The sequence below is a fragment of the Rhodococcus (subgen. Prescottella) equi genome (assembly GCF_003013675.1).
In the GTDB taxonomy this organism is placed as follows: Bacteria; Actinomycetota; Actinomycetes; order Mycobacteriales; family Mycobacteriaceae; genus Prescottella; species Prescottella equi.
In genome coordinates, this window is sequence record NZ_CP027793.1 from 2,845,905 (window position 1) to 2,870,424 (window position 24,520).

The following is a 24,520-nucleotide window of genomic DNA, read 5'->3' on the forward strand; positions in this document are numbered from 1 at the left end:
TTCAGTCCTCTCGGGCCGTCCGTCGATCTCGGCCGGTCCAGGCTACAAGTCGCCGCAGCACCGGCTACGCGGGCACCCCACCCGGACCCTCCGGGCTGCCGCCGTACCGGGCGGCCGCAGCCTTGGTGAATCGCTTGTAGCGGCCCGTCTCGGCATCGAGACACCACGAACGAGCACTCGGCTTCGGCAGCCCGGCGGCCTGCAGTTCGGTCGCCTGCGGCCGGTACGACGGGCCCAGCGGAATCCGGTCGACGACGTGGACGATGTCCGGGCACTGCTCGATCGGCAACTGTCCGAGAGCGGCCGTGACCTCGGCGGCGCTCGGGACGCGGCCGTCGTGGACGGTGATCGCGGCCACCGGTACCTGGCGCTCGCCCGTCGGCACACCGTAGGCGACCGCAAGGTCCACCTGCGGCATTTCTCCGAGCAGGTCGACGATCGGTTGCGTGAAGACCGGCCCGCGGACCGTGTCGACGACCGTCCGCTTGTGATCGACGAGCCAGAAGTCACCGTCGGCGTCGCGACGGAAGAGATTCTCGGTCGGCACCCACGCGTCACCGGCCGCGAACACACCCCGCATGACGCCCGGCACCGCCTCGGTTCGAGCGCCGGGCCTGCCCAGCAGGAGGCCCACCTCGTCGTCCTCACACTCGCGCACGAACCCGCGCGCATCCTCGAGGAACCGTCCCTCGATCGGGTCGTAAGCGCCGACCCGTACCTCCGCGCTGCCCGGCAGCGGCCGTCCCTTCGAGCCGACCTTCGCGCCCGACACGTTGACCAGCACCACGTCACCCTCGGTGGATGCGTAGAACTCGAGCACCCGCGCCGGCGCGAAACGGGAAGAGATCCGCCGCCAGAGCCCGGGCGGCATTCCCGACCCGATGAACAACCGGATCGGATGTCCTTCCTCCAACGGAAGGGATTTGGCGTCGAGAATCTCGCGCATCATCGTCCACGTGTAGCTCACGACCGTCACACCGTAACGGCGGACTTCCTCCGCGAAGCGGTCCGGATCGAGGCCGCGGGACAGGGCGATGCGTGCGCCACCGGCGATCGCGCCACCCAGGGTCGCCATCAACCCGGACGAATGATGCAGTGGCGCAAGGCAGTAGACGGTGTCGCTCCGGCTGAGCGAGGCAGCCGAGGCGGTGCCGAACGCCGACAGCGCCCACCGGAAGTTGGTGATGTACTTGGCTTCGAGGTTGCCGCAGGACCCACTGAAGATCACGAACGCCAACTCGCGGGCCAGGCCGGGATCCGGGCGGTACCACCCGGGCAGCGTCACCGCATCCGGGTCGACCTGCTCGAGGTCGATGACATCGGGGCCCAGTTCCACCGCCAGGCCGCGGAACTCGCCACCACCGAGCACGAGAACCTTCTGACCCGTGGCAACCGCATCCTCGAGGTGGTCGGGATCGACGACGATCCTGTCGACCCGACCCAGCCGGACCGCCTCGTCGAGATCCCCGCCGGGCGGCAGCAGCACCGCGACCGCGCCCAGCCGCGACAGCGCCGCGATCGCGACCAGCGCACTCGGCCGGGTCGCCATCAGCACGCCGACATGCGCGGCAGGCCGGACGCCGGCGTGCACGAGCCCGCGGACGACGTTGTCGATACGGGTGTTGACAGCCGCATTGGTGTGCACCCGGTCGTCGAACAGGAAGCACTCGCCGTTCGGCGCCTGCCTGCCCTGCTCGGCGAGCAGCAGACCCAGCGAGATCCGGGAATGCGGTTGCAACTGCCCGAGGCGAGCCAGTCGGGGCAGTGCCCGCGCCGCCTCTATCGAGATCTCGCGGGTCCCTCGCACGGTGTCGGTCGCGAAGTCGGCGATACCCTTCCCGACGCCGACGCCGACCTCGGCGATCGACGCGACCGTGTGAGTGATGCGATTGGTGAGGCTGACGCCGCTGTCCTGACCGGACGGCTCGTCGTGGATCATCACGTCGACCGCTTCCGGGCGCGGGCCCATGTCTTCGCGCCAGCGCACCCATTCACCCGTGGTCGGCCATGTCCGCGATGCGGCCGCCGATCCGACCACCAGACCGAAATGCCCTGCACGGAGGGTCGACTCGAACACCTCGGCGCGAGGGGCCGCCCGCTTGATGCCCCGTACGGCGAGGGGCTGGCCGATGTCGTCGACCTCGCCGACGAACGCGAGGATCGGGCACGACAGCTCGGCCAGACTGACGGCGGTGTCCTTGATGACGAACCCGCCGGTCATCATCCGGTTGTGGACGATGAACTGCTTGAGCAACTCCGCGACGGCCGGCCCGGACCACGCGACCCAGCCGTCCTGCGCCAGGAACCGGCGCTGCTGCTCGCGCGGTAGCAGCGCATCCCGGTCGTGCAACTGGCGGAGGAAATCGAACCGGGACTTGGCGGTCTTCACCGGATCCAGCAACTGGAACCCGGTGCGCGCCATCCACCCGGCGATCGAGAGCCGGTTGAAGACGTGGTCGGCCAGCAGGTCCGCACCCTTCGTCGCGAGCCCTGCAGGAATGTTGAACGGCAGCGCCGCCAGGGTGTCCACGGGGGCGCCGAACGTGATGAGGCTGGCGATGTTCCGGCAGCGGCGGTACGCCGCAGCCTGGTAGCAGAACATGCCGCCCTGCGAGTACCCGGACAGGTGGACGTCGCGCCCGGTGTGCTCGTGCACCCGGTCGACGATCTCGCTGATCGCGACGATGTGGTCGGCGAGCGTGCGGTTCCAGCCGCCCTCCTCGGCATCGGGCGAACCGAAGTCGACCACCCAAGGGTCGAGGCCCATCTCGTGGAGAATGCCGACCGCGCCCTGGTCCCGCGTGACGTCGTAGACATCCGCGGACATCATCATCGGCGGAACGAGGACGATCGGCGGACCGGCCTCCGCGGGCTCGGTGTCCGCGGGCTCGGTGTCCGCGAAGTAGCGACGGAGCCGGTACATCGGCGCACGCTCGACGATCTGGAACGGGGACGGGGTCGCCCCCGTTTCCAGACCGCCGAGTCGAACAACTTCGAGGCCGTTCTGTGCCGTGGCCACGGCCCGCCGAAGCGAACCCACCACGTACTCGGAACCGAGACTCACCAGCGCACTCCCCCAGCAACTCACCGTGACTTGCATCACATCATGTTCGATGAGCCTTCCACATTACTGCGTTCGTGGAAGCCGGGTCACACCGACTCGTCGTCGATTTCCTTATGCGCGCGCCCATGCGCGAAGCGCGTTCGCCGACTCCCGCACCCCGCCCAGCTGCTCGGCGACGCGGACACCGGCCGTGCCGCCACGCGCACTGCGCGATGCGATCGATCCGTGCACCGTGAGCACCTCACGCACCGCGGGCGTCAGCGCCGGATCGACCCCGGCCAGTTCCTCGTCGGTCAGCTCGTCGAGACCCACGCCGCGAGCCTCGGCGACACGCACGCACGCACCCGCCGCCTCGTGCGCCACCCGGAACGGGACACCCTGGCGCACCATCCATTCCGCGATGTCGGTGGCGAGCGTGAACCCGGCCGGGGCCAGCTCCGCCATCCGGTCGGTGTGGAACTCCAGAGTGGAGACCAGGCCGGTGATCGCCGGCAGCAACAGCTCGAGCTGTGCGACCGAATCGAAGACCGGCTCCTTGTCCTCCTGCAGATCGCGGTTGTACGCGAGGGGCTGCGCCTTGAGCGTCGCGAGCAGACCGGTCACGTTGCCGATGAGGCGTCCGGCCTTGCCGCGAGTGAGCTCGGAGACGTCCGGATTCTTCTTCTGCGGCATGATCGACGAACCCGTCGACCACGCGTCCGCGAGCGTGATGTAGCCGAATTCCGGTGTGCTCCAAATGATGACCTCTTCGGCCATCCGGGACAGGTCAACCGCGATCATCGCGAGGACGAACGCCGCCTCGGCCGCGAAGTCCCGCGACGACGTCGCGTCGATCGAGTTCTCGGCAGCCGAGTCGAAGTTCAGCTCGGCAGCGATGGCGTCGGGATCCAGGCCCAGCGACGAACCCGCGAGAGCACCGGAACCGTACGGCGACACCGCGGCCCGCTTGTCGAAGTCCCGCAGCCGCTGCACGTCGCGCAACAGCGGATGCGTGTGTGCGAGCAGATGATGCGCCAGCAACACGGGCTGCGCCGCCTGCAGGTGTGTCTTGCCCGGCATCACGGCGTCCGGGTGCGCAGCGGCCTGCGTCGCGAGCGCGTCGACCACGTCGAGAACGCCGTCGGCGATGCGGCGGACCGCGTCACGCAGCCACATGCGGAACAGTGTGGCCACCTGATCGTTGCGGGAACGCCCCGCGCGCAGCCGGCCACCGACCTCGGGTCCGACGCGCTCGATCAGCCCGCGCTCGAGGGCGCCGTGGACGTCCTCGTCGGAGTCCGCCGGACCGAACGCACCAGAGGCGACGTCGTCGCCGAGCCTGGTGAGGCCGTCGAGCATCGTCGCCAGGTCTGCGTCGCTCAGCAGACCGGCCTTGTGCAGGACCTTGGCGTGCGCCTGCGAGGCCCGCACGTCGTACGGGGCCAGGACCCAGTCGAAGTGCGTCGACTTGCTCAGCGCCGCCATGGCGGCGGCCGGTCCGGATTCGAACCGGCCGCCCCAGAGGGCACCCTCGTTTGTTCCGTGGGCGTCGGTCATGACCTAGAGACCCAGGTCGCGCTTCGCCGCGACCTTGGAGGACAGGCCGTGGATGTTGACGAAGCCCTTCGCGTACGACTGGTCGAAGGTGTCGCCCTCGTCGTAGGTGGCGAGGTTGAAGTCGTACAGCGACTCCGGGCTGCGGCGGCCGTTGACCGTGATCGCGCCACCGTGCAGGAACAGGCGGATGTCGCCCGTGACCCGCTCCTGGGTCTTCGCGACGAAGGAATCGAGCGCATCCTTGAGCGGCGAGAACCAGAGGCCGTCGTAGACCAGCTCGCTCCAGCGCTGCTCCATCTGACGCTTGTAGCGCCCGAGCTCGCGCTCGAGGGTGACGTGCTCGAGTTCCTGGTGCGCGGTGATCAGGACCATCGCGCCCGGGGCCTCGTAGATCTCACGGCTCTTGATGCCGACGAGACGATCCTCGACGACGTCGAGGCGGCCGACGCCCTGCGCGCCCGCACGCTTGTTCAGCTCCTGGATGGCCTCGAGCACGGTGACGGGCTTGCCGTCGATCGCAACCGGCTTGCCGGCCTCGAAGCTGATGATCAGCTCGTCGGGGCTGTTCCAGTTGAGGGTCGGATCCTGCGTGTAGTCGTAGACGTCCTTGGTGGGGGCGTTCCACAGATCCTCGAGGAAGCCCGTCTCCACCGCGCGGCCCCACACGTTCTGGTCGATCGAGAACGGCGAACGCTTGGTGACGTTGATCGGGATGTTGTTCTCCTCGGCGAAGGCGATCGCCTTCTCGCGGGTCCACGCGTAGTCGCGGACCGGCGCGATCACCTCGAGGTCGGGGGCCAGAGCACCGAAGCCCACCTCGAACCGAACCTGGTCGTTGCCCTTGCCGGTGCAACCGTGCGAGACGACGGTGCCGCCGTGCGCACGCGCGGCCTCGACGATGTGCTTGACGATCAGCGGACGGCTGATGGCCGAGACCAGCGGGTAGCGGTCCATGTACAGCGCGTTGGCCTGAATCGTCGGCAGGCAGTACTCGTCGGCGAACTCGTCACGCGCATCCACCACGACCGACTCGACGGCACCGCAGTCGAGGGCACGCTGACGCACGACCTCCATGTCCTCGCCGCCCTGGCCGAGGTCGATGGCGACGGCGACGACCTCTTTGCCGGTCTCCTTGCCGATCCAGCTGATGGCCACCGAGGTGTCCAGCCCGCCGGAGTAGGCGAGTACGACGCGTTCAGCCATGGTGTGTGTGCTCCTTAGAGATAGAAGTGTTCGAGAAAGAGTCTAGTGGTCAGGCCAGGCGCTCTATCGCCGCGGCAAGCTCCGCTCCGGTGAGCGGGTCGCGGGCCACGACGAGGATCGTGTCGTCGCCCGCGATCGTGCCTACGACGTCGGGCAACGAGGCCCGGTCGAGCGCGCTGGCCAGGTAGTGCGCCGCCCCGGGCGGAGTGCGCAGCACGGCGAGATTCCCGCTGGCGTCGGTCGACACCAACAGTTCGCCGAGCAGGCGGGACAACCGGTCGGTGCCGCCCGAGACGCCGCGTACGGGCGAGCCGTCCTCGGGTACGACGTACACCCCGGCCCCGCCGTCCGCAGCGCGCAGCTTCACCGCGCCGAGCTCCTCGAGGTCCCGCGAAAGCGTCGCGTTCGACACCTCGATGCCCTCGGCGGCGAGCAACGCCGCGAGCTCGGCCTGGCTTCGGATGTGCCGCTCCGCCACGAGAGCGGTGATCCGCGCCTGACGGCCGGCGCGCGTGTGCGCGACGGCCGCGGCAGGGTGCGCGGTCTCCGAGCCCGGGGCGGAGGTCACGGCCGCGTCCCGGCGCGGTCGAGCAACCACACGAGCAGGGCCTTCTGTGCGTGCAGGCGGTTCTCGGCCTCGTCCCACGCCGCGGACTGCGGCCCGTCGAGCACCTCGTCGGTGATCTCCTCACCGCGATGCGCAGGCAGGCAGTGCAGCACGACGGCGTCGGGCGCCGCCTTCGCCAGCAACTCGGCGTTGATCTGGAACGGCCGGAACGGTCCGACGCGGTCGAGACCGTCCTCCTCTTGCCCCATCGACGTCCACGTGTCGGTCACCAGCACGTCGGCGCCGGCGACCGCGGCCTGCGGGTCGTCGACGAGCGTGACCATCGCACCGGTCTGCTCGGCGCGGGTGCGGGCCGCCGCGACGACCGCCGGATCGGGCGCGAACCCGAGCGGGGCGGCAATCGTCACGTGCATGCCGGCGGTGACGCCGCCGAGCAGCAGCGAGTGCGCCATGTTGTTGGCGCCGTCGCCCAGGTACGTCAGTCGCAGGCCTGCCAGCTCGCCCTTGCGTTCGGCGATGGTCTGCAGGTCCGCGAGCACCTGGCACGGGTGGAACTGGTCGGACAGCGCGTTGACGATCGGAACCGTCGCACCCTCCGCCATCTGCTCGAGCCGCTCCTGACCGAACGTGCGCCACACGACGGCGTCGACGAAGCGCGACAGCACCCGGCCCGTGTCCTGCAACGTCTCGTCGCGTCCCAGCTGGGTCTTGCTGCCGTCGACGACGACCGCGTGCCCACCGAGCTGCGCGATGCCCATCTCGAACGAGAACCGCGTGCGCGTCGAGTTCTTGTCGAAGATGACGCCGACGCCGCGCGGGCCCTCGAGCGGCTTGCGCGAGAACGGGTTCGCCTTGAGTTCGCGGGCGAGCCACAACACCTCGGCCTGCTCGGCCGGAGTGAGATCGTCGTCCCTCAAGAAGTGCCGAACGGTCATGTACTACTTACCTCCTGCTGCCGATTCCGCTGCGGCCGTGTCGAGAATTCCCGGCAGCGCCGCGACGAATCCTTCCGCCTGCTCCTCGGTGAGGATCAGCGGGGGTGCCAACCGGATCACCCCCGGCTGCGCGGCGTTGACGAGGTAGCCGGCCTCACGGGCCGCCGCCTCGACCGTCGGCGCGACGTCCTGCGTGAGCACGACACCCAACAGCAGACCCGAGCCCCGGACGTGGTCGACGAGCGGATGCCCGAGCCCCTCGATGCCGGTCGAGAGCACCTTGCCGATCATGTCCGCCCGGGTGAGCAGGTCGTCGGCCGCGATGGTCTTCAGCACCGCCAGGGCCGCCGCCGCACACACCGGGTTGCCACCGAACGTGGTGCCGTGCTTGCCGGGACCGAACAACTCGGCCGCCGCGCCGGTCGCGATGCAGGCGCCGATCGGCATGCCGCCACCGAGCCCCTTCGCGAGCGTCATCACGTCGGGCACGATGCCCGAGGCCTGGTGCGCGTAGAACCAGCCGGTGCGGCCGATGCCGGTCTGCACCTCGTCGAGGACGAGCAGCGCTCCCCGCTCGGCCGTGATCTTGCGGGCACCCGCCAGGTAGCCCTCGGGCGGCACGACGACGCCGCCCTCACCCATGATCGGCTCGAGGAACACCGCTGCGGTGTCCTCGTCCACGGCCCGGTCCAGAGCCTCGAGATCGCCGTACGGGATGTGCTCGACGCCGGGCGGCATCGGTTCGAACGGCGCCCGCTTGTCGGGCTGGCCGGTGAGAGCCAAAGCGCCCATCGTCCGGCCGTGGAACGCCTTCTCGGCGGCGATGATCTTCGGCCGGCCGGTGGCCCGCGCCAGCTTGAACGCGGCCTCGTTGGCCTCCGTGCCGGAGTTGCACAGGAACACCCGGCCGGTGACGGAACCGGCGTTGTCGCCGACGCCCAGCTGCATCAGAAGATATTCGGCCAGCGCGACGGCGGGCTCACTGGCGTACAGGTTCGACACGTGCCCGAGCGTGGACAGCTGCGTGGTGACCGCCTCGACGATCGCCGGGTGTGCGTGCCCCAGGATGTTCACCGCGATGCCGGCGAGCAGGTCCAGGTACCGCTTGCCGTCGGCGTCGGTGACGACCGCACCCTCGCCACGGACCAGTGCGACCCGCGGCACGCCGTAGGTGTTCATCAGTGCGCCGGACCAGCGTTGCTGGAGATCCGTCGTGGCAGTCATGCCAGTCCTTCCGTGGATGCGAGTTGGAGTTCGGGTGCGGGAACGACCATCGTGCCGATGCCCTCGCCGGTGAAGAGTTCGAGCAGTACCGCGTGCGCGACGCGACCGTCGATGACGTGTGCCGTGGGCACGCCCCCCTCGACGGCGCGCAGGCAGGCCTCCATCTTCGGAACCATGCCGGCGTCCAGCCGAGGCAGGAGCTGACGCAACGCGGCCGTGTCGATCTCGGACGCGAGTGACGAGCGGTCGGGCCAATTGGTGTAGAGCCCCTCGACATCGGTGAGGACGACGAGCTTCTCGGCGCCGATCGCCTCCGCCAGCGCCGCGGCCGCGGTGTCGGCGTTGATGTTGTGCACGATGCCGTCCTCGTCGGGCGCGATCGTCGACACGACCGGAATGCGTCCGGCCGCAATGAGATCGAGCACCGCCGCGGGATTGACGGTGGTGACGTCGCCGACGAGCCCGATGTCGGTGGCCTCACCGTCGACCTGCACGGTGCGCCGGGTGGCGGTGAACAGCCGCGCGTCCTCGCCGGAGATGCCGACGGCGAACGGACCGTGCGCGTTGATCAGGCCGACGAGTTCGCGGCCGACCTGACCGAACAGCACCATGCGGACGACGTCCATCACCTCGGGGGTGGTGACGCGGAAGCCTCCGCGGAACTCACCCTCCATGCCGAGCCGCTTCAGCATCGCGTTGATCTGCGGACCGCCACCGTGCACGACGACCGGGTGGATGCCGATGGTGCGCAGGAACGCCATGTCGGCCGCGAACGCGCTCTTGAGCTCGTCGTCGATCATCGCGTTGCCGCCGTACTTGATGACGACGACCTTGTCGTGGAAGCGCTGCAGCCACGGCAGCGCCTCGGCGAGGACGAACGCCTTCTGGCTCGATGTCAGGTTCGCGATGGATTCGGTCATGACGAGTACGCCGAGTTCTCTTCGACGTAGGCGTGCGAGAGATCGGTGGTGCGGATGGACGCACTGTGCTCGCCCACCCCGAGTGCGATCGTCAGGTCGATGTCCATGCCCGACAGATCGACCTCGCGGGCGCCGGGCGCGCCGACGCCGTCGATGCACACGGGATTGCCGTTGAACGACACCGAGATCCGGTCCGGGTCGAGGTCGACGGGAGCGATGCCGACCGCGGCAAGCACCCGGCCCCAGTTGGGATCGGACCCGAACAGTGCGGTCTTGACCAGGCTGTCGCGCGCGACGGTGCGCGCGGCGACCAGCGCGTCCTGCTCGGATGCGGCGCCGCTGACGGTGACCCGGACCCGCTTGGTGACGCCCTCCGCGTCGGCCATCATCTGCTCCGCCAGGTCGTCGCACACGGCGAGAACCGCGGCATTGAGCTCGTCCTGCGACGGCGTGACCGAGCTGGCGCCCGACGACAGCAGCAGGACGGTGTCGTTGGTGGACGTGGCGCCGTCGACGTCGAGTCGATCGAACGTCATCCGCGTCGCGTGCCGCAGCGCCTCGTCCAGTTGCTGCGCGGTGGCGACGGCGTCGGTCGTGACGACGCACAGCATCGTCGCGAGCGACGGCGCGAGCATGCCCGCACCCTTCGCCATACCGCCGACGTTCCACTTGTCGGCGTGGTGCAGCGCCGCCTGCTTCGGGACGGTGTCCGTGGTCATGATCGCGTGTGCGGCGTCGGTGCCGCCGGAGATGCCGCCGGCCAGCTCGTGCACGATCTCGGTGACGCCGGCGAGGACCTTGTCCATCGGCAGCCGGTCGCCGATCAGGCCGGTGGAGCACACCGCCACCTCGATCGCGCCGGTCTCGGTGCCCCAGTCGCTGAGCGACGCGGCCACGTGTTCGGCGGTCTTGTGCGAGTCCTGGAAGCCCGGCGCCCCGGTGCACGCGTTGGCGCCGCCCGAGTTGAGGACGACCGCGCGCAGACGTCCGGTCGTGAGCACCTGCTGCGACCAGAGGACGGGTGCCGCCTTGACCTTGTTGGCGGTGAAGACACCCGCCGCAGCCAGGTCCGGCCCCTCGTTGACCACGAGCGCCAGGTCGGAGCGTCCGCTGACCTTGATCCCGGCCTTGATACCTGCGGCGCGGAACCCCGCAGGGGCAGTGACACCCTGGCTGCGGATCAACCGACCGCCGGCGATCTCGGTGGCGTCGGTGAAGTCGGAATCGGTTGTCACGGAGCAACTCCCACAGTCGAGAGACCATCGGTCTCGGGCAGGCCCAGGGCCAGGTTCATGGATTGGACAGCGCCGCCCGCGGTGCCCTTGGTCAGGTTGTCGATCACCGCGACCACGACCAGGAGGCCGGCGTCCGCGTCGACCGAAACGGCGATCTGCACGGCGTTCGAGCCGACGACGGCACCGGTCTGCGGCAGCTGGCCCTCGGGGAGCACATGCACGAACGGCTCGTTCTTGTAGGCCTTCTCGTAGACGGCACGGATCTCGTCGACGCTCGCGGTGGTCGGCGCCGTGCACGTCGCGAGGATGCCGCGCGGCATGGGCGCGAGCACCGGCGTGAACGACACCGTCACCTCGGTGCCGGCGGCAGCGGAGAGGTTCTGCTTGATCTCGGGGGTGTGGCGGTGCGCGCCACCGATGCCGTAGGCCCGGACCGACCCCATGATCTCGGCGCCGAGAAGATCCGCCTTGGGCGCCCGGCCGGCGCCGGACGCGCCGCTGACGGCGACCACGTTGACCCGCGGCTCGACGACGCCCGCGGCCACAGCCGGAGCCATCGCCAGGGACGACACCGTCGGGTAGCAGCCGGGCACCGCGATCCGGGTGGCGCCCACCAGTTCGTCCCGGCCGCCCGGCAACTCGGGCAGGCCGTACGGCCAGCTGCCGGCATGCGGGCTGCCGTAGTACTTCTCCCACGCGGCGGCGTCGGTGAGCCGGAAGTCGGCGCCACAGTCGATGACGACGGTGGACTGCGGCAGCTGCTGCGCGATCTCGGCCGACTTCCCGTGCGGAAGGCCCAGGAAGACGACGTCGTGCCCGAGCAGTTCCTCGATGTCGGTGGGACCGAGGACGCGATCGGCCAGCGGCAGCAGGTGGGGATGGTGTGAGCCGAGCGTCGTCCCGGCGTTGCCGCCCGCCGTCAGCGCACCGATCACCAGCGAGCCGTCACGGTAGGCGGGATGCCCGAGCAGCAGACGCAGGATCTCGCCGCCCGCGTACCCGCTGGCGCCCGCGATGGCCACCTTGATCGGCGACCGTTGGACGGCCGACGAAGCTTCGGAGTCTCCAGAAGTACCCATACGGATGATTATGCACCATCATGCAAATCTATTCATCCGGCGGCGGCGCACGGTCGGCCCAGGCGCGCAGCGCGACGGCGAACCGGCCCGGTCATCCCACCCGCGAGTGCCCGGACCCGCTGCCGATCACGGCCGAACGGGTGCGAGTTCGGGACGCTTTGCCACCCGTCCGGCGCCCGACGACGTTCCGCGCAGTCGGCGGCCGAGCCACGGCCCGAGGAAACGCAGAGCCCAGTCGGCATCCGCGCGCAGGCGCGCCGGCACGGTGACCGGAGGAAGAGGACCCAGACTGTCCTGCCAGGTCAGATCGGTGCCGGGCAGCCCCAGCACGGTGGCCGCGGCGGCTGCGAGACGGTCGTGTCCGTCGGCATTGAGGTGCAGCCGGTCCCAGCTCCACAGCCGCGGGTCCGTCGACACCGGGTACAGCTCCAGGTCGATCACCGCGACGTCGTGTCGGGCCGCAGCCTTCCGGATCTCCGTGTTCAGCGCCGATATGCGGGCCATGATCGCGCGCCCGCCCGGCATGCCCGCACCGAGCGTCGGGAACGCCATCGTCAACACCCGGGCGCCCGACGCGGACAACGCCTCGAACGCGATCTCCAGTTCCGCCGCGATGGCGACGGGTTCGAACTTCGGACGCAGCAGGTCGTTCACACCCGCGACGACGGACGCCAGGTCGGGCTGCAGCGCCAACGCCGGAGCCAACTGTTCCTCCCGCACCTGACGGGCCAGCCGGCCCCGGATCGCGAGGTTCGCGTACTGCACGCCGGGGTCGATCTCCGCGAGACGTTCCGCCAACCGGTCCGCCCAGCCCCGGTAGCCCCTGGCGTCGTCCCCGTCGTTGAGTCCCTCGCTCTGGCTGTCACCGATCGCCACGAACCGACTGAACACGAAGGTCCCCCTCATCTCTGCTGCGCCTGTGCGACGAGCCTAGAACTCCGCCGTCCCGGTCGACGCGCGGGTCATCCGTCCTTCATCGATCGGCGGATCTCGTCGAGCCGGTCGCGGCCCGCCTTCTCCCGTGCCTGCCACTGCTCGTCGACGTCACGGCCGGTACGGCTCTCTCGTTCGAGTTCCTCTGACCCGATCGCCGTACCGAAGCGTTCCTCGATCCCGTCACGCACCCGGTCGAAGGTCGGCACTCCCGCATCGGTGTAGTCGAGCCCCGACGGCGAACCCGTCCCGATCATCGTGGGCGGCGGAACGTCCGGGGGCGCAGCGGGACGCGACGGGTCCGGTGGGACGTCGGAGGTGTGGCCCCCGGCGGCCGCGAGCATCGCCGCCGCAGCGTGCACCGGAGCCAAGGCCGGCCGGCCGTGCGTGACCGCGAGCACCACTTCCAACAACGCGGCGTCGTCCAGCCCCTGTAGGCGGGTGAGTGTCTCGTCCGGGTCAACCATGAAGGGCTCCTCTCGACAGCACTGTCCAGGCTACCGAGAGGAGCCCCTCCCTGGTCGAACTCGAATGTCAGCCGCGCAGCACGGCACCGACCGCAGCCGCCGCCGACGCGACCGCCGCGTCTCGGGCCGCGCTGGCCTCGTCCTCGGTCAGCGTGCGATCGGCACCGCGGAATCGCAGCGCGAAGGCGAGCGACTTACGACCCTCGCCCACCTGCTCGCCCTCGAACACGTCGAACAGACGGATGTCCTCGAGCAGTTCGCCGCCGCCGCTGCGCAGCGCCGCCTCGACCGCAGCCGCGGGCACCGAGGCGTCGACGACCACCGCGACGTCCTGCAGGACCGCCGGGAACGGCGAGATCCGCGGGGCCGGAAGCACTTCGGTCACGGGCAGCGCGTCGAGATCGATCTCCACCGCACACGTGCGGGCCGGCAACCCGGCGCGCTCGAGCACCGCGGGATGCAGCTCACCGGCGTGGCCGACGACGGTGCCGTCGAACACGACCTCCGCGCAGCGACCCGGATGCCACGGCAGGTACTGCGCGGCGCGCAGTTCCACGGTGACACCGCAGGCGTCGGCGATGGTCCGGACGAGCGCGAAGGCATCCGCCGCCTCGACGGCGCGACCCGGCCCCCACGGACCCGACGGCTCACGCAGGCCGGCCAACACGACTGCCACGTGCAGCGGCTGCGCGGGCAGCGACCCCATCAGTTCGGCGATCTGCTCGTCGGTGGGCCGACGATCGACCGGCAGTGCCTCGACCGGCTTGGTCTCGGGACCCGGTTGGACGACCTGAGCGACGCCGTACAACGCGACGTCCCGCTGACCGCGAGCGACGTTGCGTGCCAGCACCTCGAGCATGCCCGGAAGCAGCGTCGAGGCCAGCTCGGGACGATCCGACTCGAGCGGGTTGAGCACCTTGGTGGTGTTGCGACGGGGATCGTCCGCGTCGAGGCCCCAGGTGTCGAACACGGCGTGCGGGAGGAACACCGGGGGCAGGACCTCGACGCACCCCGACGCCGCCAGCATTCGGCCCACCGCGCGGCGACGGCGCTGCTGCGGCGTCAGACCGCGGCCGGCGGGAGCGTGCGGCAGCACCGACGGGATCTGCTCGAGACCTTCGAGGCGCAGCACCTCCTCGACCAGATCGGCGGGCTGCGTCAGGTCCGGACGCCACGACGGCGGCGTCACGACGAGTTGACCGTGCCCGGTCTCGCTCACGCCGACCTCGACGGTGCAGCCGATCTGTGTCAGACGGCGCGCGGCCGTACCGTTCGGGTAGGCCACACCGGCCACCCGGTCCGGCAGGTCGATGTCCATGCGGATCTGCCCGGCGGGCGTCACGCCACCGATGTCCGTGAGGACCGGTTCGACGGTGCCGCCCGCGATCTCGACGAGCAGCGCGGCGGCACGGTCGAGTGCCGGCAGCGCCACCTCGGGGTCGACGACGCGCTCGTAGCGCTTGCTGGCCTCGCTGATCAGCTTGTGCCGACGCGACGTCTTGAACACTGCCAGCGGATCCCACGTGGCGGACTCGAGCAGGATGTCGGTGGTGCCGTCGTGGACCTCGGTGGAGGCACCACCCATGACGCCTGCGAGCGATACCGCGCCCGAGTCGTCGGCGATCACCACGTCCTCGGCGTCGAGTGCCCGCTCGATGCCGTCGAGGGTGGTCAGCTTCTCCCCCGCCTGAGCGCGGCGCACGACGAGCCCGCCCTGGACCTTCGCGGCGTCGAACGCGTGCAGCGGCTGCCCGAGCTCGAGCAGCACGTAGTTGGTGACGTCCACGGCCGGCGAGATCGGCCGCACCCCCGACATCAACAGACGACGCTGCAGCCACCACGGGCTGACGGCCTTCGGGTCGATACCGGTGATCCGGCGCGCCGTGAACCGGGTGGCCCCGGACTCCGGCTCGAGTGTGATCGGCCACGCCTCGCCGCCGTCGGACGGCAGCGGCGCGATCGCCGCGGGATCGGCGAACTCGAGGTCGAACCCGCACGCCAGTTCGCGGGTCAGTCCGCGCACCGAGAAGCAGTAGCCGCGGTCGGGCGTGATGTTGAGCTCGATGACGGTGTCGTCGAGACCCAGCAGGACGTTGGCGTCGGTACCGGGCTCGGCTGTACCGGGCTCGAGCACGAGGATGCCGGAATGGTCCTTGCCGATACCCAGCTCGGACGCCGAGCACATCATGCCGTTCGACACCTTGCCGTACGTCTTGCGGGACGCGATCGCGAATCCGCCGGGCAGCACGGCACCCGGCAGCGCGGCGATCACGAGGTCGCCTTGAGCGAAATTCCGGGCGCCGCAGACGATCTCCTGCGGTTCGTCTGCGCCGACGTCCACCTTGCAGAAGCGGATCGGCTTCTTGAACTCGGTGAGTTCCTCGATCTCGAGCACCCGGCCCACCACCAGCGGCCCGGTCACGGGCTCGAGAGTGTCGACCTCCTCGACCTCGAGCCCCACCCGGACGAACCCCGCGTCAAGTTCCTCGGGGCTCACCTGCCACTCAGGGGTGGTCCGCTGCAGGATGTCGGTCAGCCACGATTGCGCTACTCGCACGTCTTCTCAGCTCTCTCGTTCTCGTCGCGATCAGGCCTGGACACCGAAGGGCAACGTGAACCGCACGTCGCCCTCGACGATGTCGCGCATGTCGGGGATGCCGTTCCGGAACTGCAGGGTCCGCTCGAGGCCCATACCGAACGCGAAGCCGGAGTACTCGTCGGGGTCGATCCCGCTCGCGCGCAGCACGTTCGGGTTGACCATGCCGCAGCCGCCCCACTCGACCCAGCCGGCCCCGCCCTTCTTGTTCGGGAACCACACGTCCACCTCGGCGGACGGCTCGGTGAACGGGAAGTAGTTGGGGCGCATGCGCGTCCGCGTCTCGGGGCCGAACAGCGCGCGGGCGAAGGCGTCGAGCGTGCCACGCAGGTGCGCCATCGTCAGACCCTTGTCCACCGCGAGACCCTCGACCTGAGAGAAGACCGGGGTGTGCGTGGCGTCGAGCTCGTCGGTGCGGAAGGTACGCCCCGGGCACACCACGTAGATCGGGATCTCCCGGGAGAGCATGGTCCGCACCTGCACCGGCGACGTGTGGGTCCGCAGCACCTGCCGCGAGCCCTCGGGCGCGATGTGGAACGTGTCCTGCATCGTGCGTGCCGGATGGTCGGGCAGGAAGTTGAGCGCGTCGAAGTTGAAGTGCTCGGTCTCCACCTCGGGCCCCTCGGCCACCTCCCAGCCCATGGCGACGAACACGTCGGCAATCTGCTCGGAGATGATCGTGATCGGGTGCCGCGCGCCGGCCGGACGGCGGTCCGACGGCAGCGTCACGTCGATCGCCTCGGCGACCAGCACAGCCGCGTCGCGCTCGGCCAGGAGTACCTCGCGGCGGGCGTCGAACGCCGTCGTCACTCGCGTGCGTGCCACGTTGACTCGCTTGCCCGCATCGGCCCGCTCGTTGCCGGGCAGCGCACCCAGGCCCCGCTTGGCGAGCGCGATGGGGGCCTTGTCTCCGAGGTGCTCGATCTTGGCCTTGGCGAGCGCATCGAGATCGGCGGACGCCGCGAAGGCCTCCTCGGCCGCGAGCGCCGCGGCGTTCAGCGACTCCTCGGTGAGCGCATTCGCATCGACAGTCGGCGGGGCGCCGCCCTCATTCTTAGCCACGACCGGTGCAACTCCTTGTCTATCGATGGATATCAGCGCGCGCAGGCACAACACTCGAATCCTAGGCGATCGCCCCAGGACGATTCGAACGAGTTCACACTCCGGTCAGGACTGCCGGCCCTGCACCCGCGCGCTGGCGTACAGGCAGATCGACGCCGCCGTGGCCAGGTTCAGGCTCTCGGCCCGGCCGCGGATCGGGATCCGCACCCGATGATCGGCTCGCCGCGCCACCGCGGCGTCGAGTCCGTGGGCCTCGTTGCCGAACAACCAGGCGGTGGGGCGGGCCAACAGGTCGTCGGCCTCGTCGAGATCGACCTCGCCGTCGGCCGCGGTTGCCAGAATCTGGATGCCTGCCGACGTCAGAGCGTCGAGCACGGCGTCGACGTTGCGCTCCCGCACGATCGGGATGTGGAACAGGCTGCCGGCAGAGGACCGCACACACTTGCCGTTGTGGGGGTCCACGCTGTCACCGGCGAGGATCGCCGCATCGGCACCGACCGCGTCGGCAACCCGGATGACCGTGCCGGCATTGCCCGGCTCACCGATCGCCACGGGAACTGCCAGGAGCCGGGTCCGCGACGTCACCGCGGTGGCCAGCGGCACGTCGAGCAGATCGCATACGGCCACGACGCCGGGAGGTGTCACGGTGTCGCTCAGCGCCCGGATCGCCCGGTCCGTTACCAGCGAACCACGAACGCCGTCGGCAACGGCCCGCTCGATCAGGTGGGGGTAGCGCTCGGCGGCCTGCTCGGTGAAGAACAACTCGTGCACGGGCCCGGCGATCAGCGCCTCGGCGACCGCGTTCTCGCCCTCGACGAGGAACCGGCCCGTCTTCCTGCGCTCTGCGCCGCGCAGGAGCTTGACAGCAGAAACGACCCGCGGAGTCCGTTCGGTGAACGGGTCCACGGGTCGATTCCGGAACTGCTGACTCAGGCCGCTTCTCCGGCCGGAGCGTTGACGTCGGCCGGCAGAGCAGCCTTCGCGACCGCCACGAGGCCGGCGAACGCCGCGGCGTCGGAGACCGCCAGCTCGGCGAGGATCTTGCGGTCGACCTCGACACCCGCAGCCTTCAGGCCCTGGATGAAGCGGTTGTACGTGATGTCGTTGGCGCGGGCCGCAGCATTGATGCGAGCAATCCACAGCTTGCGGAAGTCGCCCTTGCGCGCACGACGGTCACGGTAGGCGTACGTCAGCGAGTGGAGCTGCTGCTCCTTGGCCTTGCGGTACAGGCGCGAACGCTGTCCGCGGTAGCCGCTCGAGGCCTCGAGAATCGAACGACGCTTCTTCTGGGCGTTGACTGCCCTCTTTACGCGTGCCACTGCAAAATCCTGTCAATCTGTCGGGGCGCAGACACACCCCGTGCGGTCGAGTAAGGGAAGAAATCAGATGCCGAGCAGGCGCTTGATGCGCGGCGCATCCACGTCGGCGACGACGGCGACGCCGTCGAGGCGGCGGGTCACACGCGAGCTCTTGTGCTCGAGCAGGTGGCGACGTCCCGCCTTCTGGCGCAGGATCTTTCCGCTACCGGACACCTTGAATCGCTTCGCGGTGCCGCTGTGGGTCTTCGACTTGGGCATGGAGTCCTCAGTTCTTGTGTTCTGTACTTCGGTCTTCGTGAAGTGGTCCGGTCGGCCGGCTACGCGCTCGGCGCGGAGGCGGTGCCATCCTCACCGGCAGCGGGCTTCGGCTGTGCAGCCTGGACCTCTTCCTGCGCCTTGGCGCGCGTCTTCGCACCCTTGTGCGGCGCCAGCACCATCGTCATGTTGCGACCGTCCTGCTTCGCGGACGTTTCCACGAAGCCGAGATCGGCGACGTCGGCACCGAGGCGCTGCAGCAGGCGGAAACCGAGCTCGGGACGGGACTGCTCACGACCACGGAACATGATCGTGACCTTGACCTTGGATCCCGCTTCGAGGAAGCGGATGACGTTGCGCTTCTTCGTCTCGTAGTCGTGATCGTCGATCTTCGGCCGAAGCTTCTGCTCCTTGATGACGGTCTGCTGCTGGTTCTTCCGCGACTCGCGCGCCTTCTGCGCCGTCTCGTACTTGAACTTGCCGTAATCCATGATCTTGCAGACCGGCGGGCGGGCGTCGGGAGCCACCTCGACCAGGTCGAGGTCGGCCTCGAGAGCGACACGAAGCGCATCCTCGACACGCACGATCCCAACCTGCTCACCACCCGGTCCGATGAGGCGAACCTCGGGGACGCGGATGCGCTCGTTGATGCGGGTCTCGGTGCTGATGGGGCCTCCTAGGTAGTACGGTGCAGTCCGTTGACCGCGCCGCAGCCCGTGCGCCCTCTACCCCAACAAGAAAGCCCCGCGTCGACGAGTGTTTCGTCGTGCGGGGCCCGATGTCGACCGGTTCGACGCCGGATCCGAGACCTCGGACCTTGCGTCCCCTCGATTACCCGAGGAAGCCGTCCGGCACTGCTGCCGTCCGGCGACCGGACCACTGAACCGCACCGTCGGTGCCGCGCAGAGGTGGGAGTCGGACTCCACTTTGCTGCCCTGGCCGAAGCCTAGGGCGGTCGTGACGAACAGCCTAACACCTCCCCCGCCGGGAATCGAATCGCGCTCCGCGTCCCGACCCGGTCACCCCCGGGCGCGATCACGGGTGGAATCCTGAGAGCATGACGCAGAATCCCGACCCGGCCGAAGCCGTTCAGCACGCCGAGGACGACCTCGACGACATCCGCGAGCTCGCGGATGTTCCCGCCATCGAGGTGATCAGCCGCGCCGCCGTCATGCTGATGAGCTCGGCCGCCGAGAAGCTGGGCCTGTCCGACGAGAACCCGGAGACCAGCCCCAACCTGGATCTGGACGAAGCGCGCCGCGTGATCACTGCGCTCGCCGGACTGGTCACCGCCTCCGTCGAGTACCTCGGTCCGCACGCCGGTCCGATCCGCGAGGGACTCCAGGCCCTGCAGCGCGCCTTCCGTGAGACATCGGCCCACCCCGACGAGCCCGGCAAGGGCCCCGGCGAGAAGTACACCGGCCCGGTCTACTGATCAGCGGCAAAGCCGGCAAACCCGATGCACTGATTCCCCTCGCGCCACACTCGTCACATTGGTAGCGTCCCCTTCGCGTGGTTCAGATCACGCAACTCCCCCACCAGAGTCCTCACCCGGGGACGACCTAAGGAGAACGAATGGGATCGATCGGCGACATCTTCAGCGGCTTGCTCGGCGCCATCACCAACGGTGACATCGACATCACCGCACTGCTCACCCAGCTCCTCGCCGGCTCCGCCGAGCAGCAGCAGGGCGGCGGCGGCCAGTAAGGTCCGGGAACTTTCCGGCGGCGGGGGCAATCAGCCCCCGCCGCCGTTTCTTTTGCCCGGAGGACCCCGAGTCCCACTTGCGCGCCCGAACTTTGCTTCCGCCGCCGAACGCCGCGTCCCGCGCGCCCACAGGGCCGCCACCAGGCAGTTTCTGGACAGATGTCCGACTTCCACGCTGGCCTGCACAAACTCCGCGTTCGATGACGGAAAACAAGTTTGCGAAAAGCGCCCCGAATCGCCCCGCCGTGTTGGTAGCGTCACCGTCGCGTGACCGGAAAGTGATCCAGATCACGCATACCCCCACCTGGACCTTCCCCCCGAAGGACCGATTCGAAGGAGAGATACATGGGATCGATCAGCGAAATTCTTCCGGGCCTCATCAGCGCGCTGAGCAGCGGTGACCTCGACATCACCGCACTGCTGGGCTCGCTGCTCGGCGGTGCGTCCGAGCAGCAGCAGCCGTCCTGATTCGGTCCGCTGACAGCTTGACGGCGGTGGGAAACCTCGGTTTCCCACCGCCGTTCGCTCGTTCTGAGTCGACAGGCTTCGGTCAGCCGACCGTCGCGGCCTTCCGCGCACGCTTTCGCGGCGCGGCCTTGGCTTTGGTCGCTCCGGACGCCTTGTTCACTCCGGACTTCCGGGGCGCTGCTCCGTTCGTCGCCGGCGGCGCGGACAGCACTTCCTCCAGGAACCGCCCGGTGTAGCTGCCCGGCACGGCCGCGACGTCTTCCGGAGTTCCCTCGGCCACCACGGTGCCGCCACCGGAGCCGCCCTCGGGCCCCATGTCGATCACCCAGTCGGACGTCTTGATCACATCGAGGTTGTGCTCGATGACGATCACGGTGTTGCCCTTGTCGACGAGACCGTTGACGACCTTCAGCAGCTTCCGGATGTCCTCGAAGTGCAGACCGGTCGTGGGCTCGTCGAGCACGTAGACCGTGCGCCCGGTGGACCGCTTCTGGAGTTCCGCCGCCAGCTTGACCCGCTGCGCCTCACCACCCGAGAGCGTGGGCGCCGGCTGGCCCAACCGGACGTAGCCGAGGCCCACCTCGACGAGGGTTTTGAGGTACCGGTGGATCGAGGTGACCGGCTCGAAGAACTCGGCGGCCTCCTCGATCGGCATGTCGAGCACCTCGGCGATGGTCTTGCCCTTGTAGTGCACCTCGAGCGTCTCGCGGTTGTAGCGGGCGCCGTGACAGACCTCGCACGGCACATAGACGTCCGGCAGGAAGTTCATCTCGATCTTCAAGGTGCCGTCACCGGAGCACGCCTCGCAGCGACCGCCCTTGACGTTGAACGAGAATCGTCCCGGCTGATATCCACGGACCTTGGCCTCGGTGGTCGCGGCGAACAGCGTCCGGATCTTGTCGAAGACACCGGTGTAGGTGGCCGCGTTCGACCGCGGGGTCCGCCCGATCGGCGACTGGTCCACCTGAACCAGCTTGTCGAGTTGATCGAGGCCGTTGATGCGGGTGTGCCGACCCGGCACCTGCCGTGCGCCGTTGAGCTTGTTCGCCATCACGGTGGCCAGGATGTCGTTCACCAATGTCGACTTGCCGGAGCCGGACACGCCCGTGACGGAGGTGAGGACGCCTAGCGGGAAGCTGACGTCGATACCCGCAAGGTTGTTCTCCCGGGCGCCGACGACAGTGATCTGCCGCTTGCGGTCCACCGCACGCCGCTCGGCCGGCACCTCGATGACGCTGCGGCCGGACAGGTACGCGCCCGTGAGGGACTCCGTGTTGTCGAGAAGTTCCTTGTACGTACCGCTGTGCACCACCCGACCGCCGTGCTCACCCGCGAGGGGGCCGATGTCGACGACCCAGTCCGAGGTCCGGATCGTGTCCTCGTCGTGCTCGACGACGATCAAGGTGTTGCCGAGGTCCCGCAGCCGGGTGAGCGTCTCGATGAGACGACGATTGTCGCGCTGGTGCAGTCCGATGGACGGCTCGTCGAGCACGTACAGCACGCCTACGAGCCCGGACCCGATCTGGGTGGCGAGCCGGATGCGCTGGGCCTCACCGCCCGACAGGGTGCCCGCGGCACGCGCCAACGACAGGTATTCGAGCCCGACGTCGAGCAGGAAGCCCAGGCGCGCCTGCACCTCCTTGAGGACCTGGCCCGCGATCGCTTCCTCGCGGGCGCCCAGCGTGAGGCTGTTGAGGAACGCCGAGCACTCGGCGATCGAGAGCTCACAGACCTGCGCGATCGACTTCTGACCGTAGGTCTCGGAGGAGATGGTGACCGAGAGGATCTCGGGCCGCAGGCGGGCGCCGTCACACGCGGGGCACGGGACGTCGCGCATGTAGCCGTCGTAGCGCTCCTTCATCTGCTCGGACTCGGTCTGCTCGAGCCGACGGTGCAGGAACGGCATGACGCCTTCGAACTCGGCGTAGTAGGAGCGGGTGCGTCCGTAGCGGTTCTTGTACCGGACGTGCACCTGTTCGGTGCTGCCCTCGAGGATCGCGCGGCGCGCCTTGGCGGGCAGCTTGTTCCACGGCGTGGCCATGTCGAAGCCCATGATGTCGCCCAGGCCGGACAGCAAGCGCCCGAAGTACTCCGAGCTCTGGCCCATCGACCACGGGGCGATGGCGCCGTCCTCGAGGCTCAGTTCGGGGTCCGGCACGACCAGGTCGGGGTCGACCTCCTTGCGGATGCCGAGACCGGTGCACTCGGGGCAGGCGCCGTACGGAGAGTTGAACGAGAAGGACCGCGGCTCGAGGTCGTCGATCGACAGCGGATGCGCGTTGGGGCACGCCAACTTCTCGGAGAACCGCCGCTCCCGGTCGGGAGCGTCCTCGTCGCGATCGACGAAGTCCAGCACGACGATCCCGTCGGCCAGACGCAGTGCCGTCTCGACGGAGTCGGTGAGCCGCTGCTTCGCGCTCGCCTTGACGGTGAGGCGGTCGACGACCACCTCGATGTCGTGCTTCTCCTGCTTCTTCAACTTGGGCGGATCGGTGAGCTGGTGGATCACACCGTCTACGCGCACGCGCGAGTAGCCCTGTGTGTTGAGCTGCTCGAACAGATCGACGAACTCGCCCTTGCGTGTCCGGACGACGGGTGCGAGGACCTGGAACTTGGTTCCCTCCTCCATGTCGAGCACCTGGTCGACGATCTGCTGCGGCGTCTGGCGTGCGATCTGCTCGCCACACACCGGGCAGTGGGCCGTGCCCGCACGCGCATACAGCAGGCGCAGGTAGTCGTACACCTCGGTGATGGTGCCCACTGTCGAGCGCGGATTGCGGTTGGTGGACTTCTGGTCGATCGACACCGCGGGCGACAGACCCTCGATGAAGTCGACGTCGGGCTTGTCCATCTGGCCGAGGAACTGCCGCGCGTACGCCGACAGCGACTCGACGTAGCGCCGCTGCCCCTCCGCGAAGATGGTGTCGAACGCGAGGCTGGACTTTCCGGAGCCGGACAGCCCGGTGAAGACGATCAGGCTGTCCCGGGGCAGATCGAGATTGATCCCTCGCAGATTGTGCTCCCGCGCACCTTGCACGATCAGGCGATCCGCCACACGTATTCCCTTCTCGGTACAGCCGTCGTCGGACACTCGTCCGGGCGAAGCCCATGGTAGGCGCGGGCACCGACAAACTCGCCGACCAGCAGGTTTCCCGAGGATCGACGGCAGCAGGCGTCGGCGCCGCGATTCGACGGTAGCCTCCCGATCATGGAGCAGCAGAGCATCACCATCGACGACGACTACACCGGCGACCTGTCCGGAAGTTCCGCGGCCCAGCGACGGACTGTCCTGGGCGCCACGATCACGAAGATGTCCGTCGGCCCGATGGACAACAACACCTACCTGATCACGTGCTCTGCCACCGGAAAGTCGCTGCTCATCGATGCCGCGAACGACGCGGGACGAATCCTGCAGCTCCTCGACGCACAGGCGCCGGAACTGGAGTTGATCGTCACGACGCATCAGCATCACGATCACTGGTTCGCGCTCGCCGAGGTCGCCGAGAAGACCGGTGTGCCTACCGCTGCACACCCGCTCGACTCCGAGATCCTGTCGGTGGCTCCGACCCGCAGCCTGGAGGGAGGCGACACCGTGACCGTGGGCGATCTCACGCTCGAGGTGATCCATCTGAGCGGGCACACGCCGGGCGGAATCACGCTCGCGCTCACCGAGAACGGCGGGAACGGCCGCGTCCATCTGTTCACGGGCGATTCGCTGTTTCCCGGCGGTGTCGGCAAGACTCCGGACGCCGAACGGTTCGCCTCGCTCATGGACGACGTCGAGAGCAAGCTCTTCGCCCGGTTCCCCGACGAGACCGTCTTCTACCCCGGCCACGGCAAGGACTCCACGCTCGGTGCCGAGCGGCCCCACCTGGGCGAATGGCGCGAACGCGGCTGGTGACGATCGGTTCCATCGGTCGAACCCCTCGGCCGATGGAACCGGCGTAGT

At 69.0% G+C, this 24,520-nt stretch carries 22 protein-coding genes; 4 read left to right on the forward strand and 18 right to left on the reverse strand.

Features of this window, described 5'->3' with window-relative positions:
* Positions 1–64 precede the first annotated feature (64 nt).
* The 17 genes from C7H75_RS13315 to infC form a co-directional block, all read right to left on the reverse strand.
* On the reverse strand, positions 65–3,100 hold the full coding sequence (locus tag C7H75_RS13315; protein WP_084869722.1) for an acyl-CoA synthetase: 3,036 nt from the start codon (positions 3,098–3,100) through the stop codon (positions 65–67).
* Between the two features lie 75 nt (positions 3,101–3,175).
* Positions 3,176–4,600: an argininosuccinate lyase gene (gene argH / locus C7H75_RS13320; protein ID WP_005512951.1), complete on the reverse strand. Its 1,425-nt coding sequence runs from the start codon at positions 4,598–4,600 to the stop codon at positions 3,176–3,178.
* A 3-nt stretch (positions 4,601–4,603) separates the two neighbouring features.
* On the reverse strand, positions 4,604–5,803 hold the full coding sequence (locus C7H75_RS13325) for an argininosuccinate synthase (RefSeq protein WP_013416141.1): 1,200 nt from the start codon (positions 5,801–5,803) through the stop codon (positions 4,604–4,606).
* Between the two features lie 49 nt (positions 5,804–5,852).
* Positions 5,853–6,371, reverse strand: a complete 519-nt coding sequence (locus C7H75_RS13330; RefSeq protein WP_064058717.1) for an arginine repressor — start codon at positions 6,369–6,371, stop codon at positions 5,853–5,855.
* Positions 6,368–7,306, reverse strand: a complete 939-nt coding sequence (gene argF, locus C7H75_RS13335) for an ornithine carbamoyltransferase (protein ID WP_022596148.1) — start codon at positions 7,304–7,306, stop codon at positions 6,368–6,370. Before argF ends, C7H75_RS13330 begins: the two co-directional genes overlap by 4 nt.
* Before the next feature lie 3 nt (positions 7,307–7,309).
* Positions 7,310–8,530 carry an acetylornithine transaminase gene (locus C7H75_RS13340; RefSeq protein ID WP_064079453.1) on the reverse strand — a complete coding sequence of 407 codons (1,221 nt, stop codon included), beginning with the start codon at positions 8,528–8,530 and terminating at the stop codon, positions 7,310–7,312.
* Complete coding sequence (gene argB / locus C7H75_RS13345; RefSeq protein ID WP_005512944.1) at positions 8,527–9,450, reverse strand: acetylglutamate kinase; 924 nt, start codon at positions 9,448–9,450, stop codon at positions 8,527–8,529. Before argB ends, C7H75_RS13340 begins: the two co-directional genes overlap by 4 nt.
* Complete coding sequence (gene argJ, locus C7H75_RS13350) at positions 9,447–10,685, reverse strand: bifunctional glutamate N-acetyltransferase/amino-acid acetyltransferase ArgJ (RefSeq protein ID WP_005512943.1); 1,239 nt, start codon at positions 10,683–10,685, stop codon at positions 9,447–9,449. The genes argB and argJ overlap by 4 nt, the downstream gene beginning before the upstream one ends.
* Positions 10,682–11,764, reverse strand: a complete 1,083-nt coding sequence (gene argC / locus C7H75_RS13355) for an N-acetyl-gamma-glutamyl-phosphate reductase (protein ID WP_005512942.1) — start codon at positions 11,762–11,764, stop codon at positions 10,682–10,684. Before argC ends, argJ begins: the two co-directional genes overlap by 4 nt.
* A 126-nt stretch (positions 11,765–11,890) precedes the next feature.
* The gene (locus tag C7H75_RS13360) at positions 11,891–12,655 is read right to left on the reverse strand and encodes an SGNH/GDSL hydrolase family protein (protein WP_231814819.1); all 765 of its coding nucleotides are present in this window, start codon (positions 12,653–12,655) and stop codon (positions 11,891–11,893) included.
* 71 nt (positions 12,656–12,726) lie between these two features.
* Complete coding sequence (locus tag C7H75_RS13365; RefSeq protein WP_106851453.1) at positions 12,727–13,164, reverse strand: hypothetical protein; 438 nt, start codon at positions 13,162–13,164, stop codon at positions 12,727–12,729.
* A 67-nt stretch (positions 13,165–13,231) separates the two neighbouring features.
* Entirely contained in the window at positions 13,232–15,721 is a 2,490-nt protein-coding gene (gene pheT, locus C7H75_RS13370; protein ID WP_022596157.1) for a phenylalanine--tRNA ligase subunit beta, read from the reverse strand.
* A 30-nt stretch (positions 15,722–15,751) separates the two neighbouring features.
* Positions 15,752–16,822 (reverse strand): phenylalanine--tRNA ligase subunit alpha, encoded by a 1,071-nt coding sequence (gene pheS / locus C7H75_RS13375; RefSeq protein ID WP_005512937.1) that lies wholly within the window; start codon positions 16,820–16,822, stop codon positions 15,752–15,754.
* Between the two features lie 105 nt (positions 16,823–16,927).
* Positions 16,928–17,728 carry a TrmH family RNA methyltransferase gene (locus C7H75_RS13380; RefSeq protein WP_013416149.1) on the reverse strand — a complete coding sequence of 267 codons (801 nt, stop codon included), beginning with the start codon at positions 17,726–17,728 and terminating at the stop codon, positions 16,928–16,930.
* A 23-nt stretch (positions 17,729–17,751) separates the two neighbouring features.
* A complete protein-coding gene (gene rplT, locus C7H75_RS13385) occupies positions 17,752–18,141 on the reverse strand; it encodes a 50S ribosomal protein L20 (protein ID WP_005512933.1) in 390 nt (129 codons plus the stop codon).
* A 63-nt stretch (positions 18,142–18,204) separates the two neighbouring features.
* Positions 18,205–18,399, reverse strand: coding sequence for a 50S ribosomal protein L35 (rpmI, locus tag C7H75_RS13390; RefSeq protein ID WP_005512932.1), 195 nt, complete (start codon positions 18,397–18,399; stop codon positions 18,205–18,207).
* Between the two features lie 59 nt (positions 18,400–18,458).
* Positions 18,459–19,109: a translation initiation factor IF-3 gene (infC, locus tag C7H75_RS13395; RefSeq protein WP_080559246.1), complete on the reverse strand. Its 651-nt coding sequence runs from the start codon at positions 19,107–19,109 to the stop codon at positions 18,459–18,461.
* 344 nt (positions 19,110–19,453) lie between these two features.
* On the opposite strand from infC, the gene C7H75_RS13400 reads away from it, so the two are divergent.
* The 3 genes from C7H75_RS13400 to C7H75_RS26335 all read left to right on the forward strand — a co-directional run bounded on the left by C7H75_RS13400 (position 19,454) and on the right by C7H75_RS26335 (position 20,571).
* A complete protein-coding gene (locus tag C7H75_RS13400) occupies positions 19,454–19,831 on the forward strand; it encodes a DUF1844 domain-containing protein (RefSeq protein ID WP_005512927.1) in 378 nt (125 codons plus the stop codon).
* A 140-nt stretch (positions 19,832–19,971) separates the two neighbouring features.
* Positions 19,972–20,103 (forward strand): hypothetical protein, encoded by a 132-nt coding sequence (locus C7H75_RS26330; protein WP_005512926.1) that lies wholly within the window; start codon positions 19,972–19,974, stop codon positions 20,101–20,103.
* Positions 20,104–20,448: 345 nt separating this feature from the next.
* A complete protein-coding gene (locus tag C7H75_RS26335) occupies positions 20,449–20,571 on the forward strand; it encodes a hypothetical protein (RefSeq protein ID WP_262510121.1) in 123 nt (40 codons plus the stop codon).
* An 82-nt stretch (positions 20,572–20,653) separates the two neighbouring features.
* Here the strand turns inward: C7H75_RS26335 and uvrA are convergent, their stop codons facing one another.
* The gene (gene uvrA, locus C7H75_RS13405; RefSeq protein ID WP_064058768.1) at positions 20,654–23,626 is read right to left on the reverse strand and encodes an excinuclease ABC subunit UvrA; all 2,973 of its coding nucleotides are present in this window, start codon (positions 23,624–23,626) and stop codon (positions 20,654–20,656) included.
* A 153-nt stretch (positions 23,627–23,779) separates the two neighbouring features.
* On the opposite strand from uvrA, the gene C7H75_RS13410 reads away from it, so the two are divergent.
* Positions 23,780–24,472 (forward strand): MBL fold metallo-hydrolase, encoded by a 693-nt coding sequence (locus tag C7H75_RS13410; protein WP_106851454.1) that lies wholly within the window; start codon positions 23,780–23,782, stop codon positions 24,470–24,472.
* Positions 24,473–24,520: the final 48 nt, after the last annotated feature.